Annotated in this window: 3 protein-coding genes; 1 reads left to right on the forward strand and 2 read right to left on the reverse strand. The window is 67.6% G+C overall.

The genetic code is table 11. From position 1 onward, the window contains the following. Window positions 1-259: 259 nt before the first annotated feature. Entirely contained in the window at window positions 260-889 is a 630-nt protein-coding gene (locus VXC91_RS43860; RefSeq protein ID WP_329512930.1) for a TetR/AcrR family transcriptional regulator, read from the reverse strand. A 173-nt stretch (window positions 890-1062) separates the two neighbouring features. On the opposite strand from VXC91_RS43860, the gene VXC91_RS43865 reads away from it, so the two are divergent. Further along, window positions 1063-2346, forward strand: coding sequence for an MFS transporter (locus tag VXC91_RS43865; protein WP_329512931.1), 1284 nt, complete (start codon window positions 1063-1065; stop codon window positions 2344-2346). 92 nt (window positions 2347-2438) lie between these two features. On the opposite strand, the gene VXC91_RS43870 is transcribed toward VXC91_RS43865, so the two are convergent. Beyond that, the gene (locus tag VXC91_RS43870) at window positions 2439-3221 is read right to left on the reverse strand and encodes a DUF899 family protein (RefSeq protein WP_329512932.1); all 783 of its coding nucleotides are present in this window, start codon (window positions 3219-3221) and stop codon (window positions 2439-2441) included. Window positions 3222-3281: the final 60 nt, after the last annotated feature.

Genomic DNA, 3281 nt, shown 5'->3' on the forward strand with positions numbered 1-3281 from the left:
AAGCGCTGGGCCCGCCGGGTGAGTGGAAGTACCTCATGGTCCGCTCGCGTTGACGAGCGGGCACTGGCTTCTCTGCGCTCGGCCCGCGCCCAGGCTCGGGAAGTCGCCTGGCTGCAGGCCGCGGAACGAGGCGAGGGCTGGCCCGCGGGAGCTGGCCGACTCCTCCCGGCGCCTGTCCCAGATGGTCCCTTGCGGCCTGGAGGGGCACCGGCGAAATGCGCCGATCGGAACCATAGAGGCGCCCGACCATGAGCACGGGTCAGTTGGCAGGCCGTGTTTCGGGAAGGGCGTGCTCGATCAGTACGCGGGCGGCCTCGAGGGCGTCATGGCGGGGGCAGGGGCTGTCGAGGGAGGTCTGCAGGGCGGTGGCGCCTTCGAGGAGGACGTTCAACTGTCGGCCCAATTGGTCCGGGTTGGCGGCACCTGCACGGGCGGCGACGCCGGTGAGCTGCTGGGTGATGCCGTTCTTGTGGTGGTGGACCAGTTCCTGCACGTCGGGCATGTGCCCTGCGGCTTCGACGGCGGCGTTGTGGAGCGGGCAGCCGCGGTTCGTCAGACGCCCTGAGGGTCCCGAGGTTGCCTCAGCGAGCATGGTGAACAGTGCCAGCAACTGGTCTTGGGGGGAGAGTCCCTGGCGGCTCAGGTTCTGTTCGATTCGCCGGGTCATTCCGGCCTCGTAGTTGCGCAGGTATTCCTCCACCAGCGCGTTCTTGGTGGGGAAGTGCTGGTAGAAGGTGCGCGTGGAGACCTCGGCGGTCTCGACCAGGCGGGCGATGCCGGTGGCGTGGATGCCCTCTTCGTAGAAGAGCTTCGCGGCTGCCTGCAGGATGCGCTCGCGCGCGCCCCGGCCGCCACGGTGCCGGATAGCAGCTGTGCTCTCTGTCTCCATGCCACAAGTATAGCAATCGCTTTACTTCGGTGACTGGGTGCGTTAGCTTCAAAGTACAGCGATCGCTTTACTCATTTGGCATCGTGCGCACAGCGCCCGATGGGCACTGTCGCGCTGCGCCTGCGCCCGTGCCGAAGCGAATCGCCCCAGCCGCTCACCGGAGAGACCCCATCATGCACATCAAGCCCTGCCTTCCGGCGAAACGAATATCGCGATCGGTCGGGTTCTGGCTACTGGCCGTCACGCTCCTGGCGTTCTTTGCCGCGGCGAGCGCGTTTTCCCCGCTCCTGGTGGTGTACCAGCACCGTTGGGGCTTCTCGCCGTCCATGCTCACCACGATCTTCGCGGTCTACGCCCTGGGTCTGCTGGTCGCGCTGCTGACCGTCGGGGGGCTCTCCGACTACGTCGGCAGGAGGCCTGTGCTCGCCGGCGCGCTGATCGTGGAGGCAGCGTCCATGGTCGTGTTCCTCACTGCCGAGGGTGTGGGGTTGCTGCTGGTGGCGCGCATCATGCAGGGGCTGGGGATCGGTGCGGCGGTAGGGTGCATCGGCGCCGGGCTGCTGGACCTGCAGCCCTCGCCCACCTCACGCCTTGGCTCGCTGTTGAACAGCGCCGCGCCGGCCGTCGGGCTGGGGCTTGGGGCGCTGGGCTCCGGAGTGTTGGTGCAGTACGCCCCCGCCCCCACGATGCTGGTCTTTGCCCTGCTCGTTGCCGTCTTCCTGGTGCTGACCGTGGTGGTGTTCTTCCTGCCCGAGCCGGTCACACCCCGGCCGGGCGCCTGGGCCTCGCTGCAGCCACAGGTGGCGGTGCCATCTCAGGCGCGCCGGGCCTTCCTGGCGATCATGCCCTGCCTTGTCGCCACCTGGGCGATCACCGGGTTCTACCTCTCTCTGGTCCCCTCGCTGGCCGTGGGGGTTCTGCACATCGGTAGTCATCTGGTGGGCGCTTTGGCGCTGACCACGTTCTACGGCGCGGGAGCCGTGGCCTCACTGCTGTCGCGCAACCTGGCGCCGAACCGGGTCATGACCGTGGGATGCGTGGCTCTGGCCGCAGGGGCCGGTCTGACCCTGCTCGCCCTGGTCGGGCCCTCGACGCTGCTGTTCTTCCTCGGAACCGCCCTCGCGGGCGCCGGCTGGGGCAGCTCTCTCCTGGGCTCCTTCGGCGCGCTGGCAGCACTGGCCGGCCCCACGGAGCGGGCGAAGCTGTTCGCCTCCGTCTATGTCGTCAGCTATATCGCCTTCGGCGTTCCCGCCCTAGCGGCCGGGCTGGTCATACCGACCCTCGGCCTGCGCGCCACGACGATGTGCTACGGCGCCGCGGTCATCGCGCTGGCGCTGCTGGCCGTCCTCATAGCCGCCGTTCGCAGGCGCACAGCCAGGACTATGGCAGCTGCCCTCTCCGAGGCCCTGGCCGTCGACAGCCCTTCCTGTACGGGGGCGACCAAGGCCGCGCCATGACCCATCATCTGTCAGTAGGGGTGGAGCGCGCCCGCTTTCCTCGAGGTCCACTCGGCCCGGCGTTCCGAACTGCGCCGGGGGTCCGATGGCTTCTAGGCGTATTGGCCGGTGGGGTAGGCGGCCGCGGCTCCGCGTCCGTCCGGTGTCAGATCGAGAACGCTCCAGATCGGCCAGATCGGGTCGAGGTGACGGGAGTCTCCGCCGTCGAACATTAGTTCGGCCCCCCATCGGTGGTGGATTCCGTCCTGCTCGCGTGAGAACACGTTCAGCATCGGTACTTGCTCGCCGTCTGGCGTCTCGGCGTGGTAGTCGCGGTTGAAGGTGTTGTTCGGCGCGGACAGCAATTGCATGTACTGCAAGTTGTGCCAGCCGCGGTCTGCTGCGTAGGTGCCAAGTCGATCGGCACTCGTCTTGGCGACCACGGCGACGTTGATCCGCGCGGCGAGGTGCTGGACGAATCCGTCGATTCCGTCGACGACCGAGGTGCACGACGGGCACGGCTGCTCGTCCATCGGGAGCAGGGCCGTTCTGCCGGGGGCGCTCGCCCGCGGGTCTTCGGACCAGCGCGGGAACATCATGCTGTATACAACCAGTATGTCCTTGCCCGGTGCGAACAGCTCGGAGAACCGTACCGTACGGCCGCTACCCGCGGCCTCGAAGACGTAGTCCTCCGGGATGAGGCCCCCGAGGGGGAGCGCCCGTCGCTGAGCGGAGACCTCCTCGTTCAGCCGCCGGAGCTCCGCCTCCGCCTTCAACAGTTCGTCGCGGGCGCTGCGATACTCGCTCGACTCTCCGGGGAACCGCCGGTTCGTCCCCGCTGCGCGGAGCAATGAACTCCACTTGTTCATGTCACGCGCACCGCCGATGACGGCCATTGTCTCCGACCTTTCCTATGCTCCGAACTCGAGATTTTTTCCATTCAATATCGGTAAAAC

Origin of the sequence: Streptomyces chiangmaiensis (assembly GCF_036281785.1) — a bacterium.
GTDB classification, from domain to species: Bacteria; Actinomycetota; Actinomycetes; order Streptomycetales; family Streptomycetaceae; genus Streptomyces; species Streptomyces chiangmaiensis.

Coding starts and splice junctions, on each gene's coding strand:
- VXC91_RS43870 (WP_329512932.1), bottom strand. CDS start 3,221: ATGGCCGTCATCGGCGGTGCGCGTGACATGAACAAGTGGAGTTCATTG.
- VXC91_RS43865 (WP_329512931.1), top strand. CDS start 1,063: ATGCACATCAAGCCCTGCCTTCCGGCGAAACGAATATCGCGATCGGTC.
- VXC91_RS43860 (WP_329512930.1), bottom strand. CDS start 889: ATGGAGACAGAGAGCACAGCTGCTATCCGGCACCGTGGCGGCCGGGGC.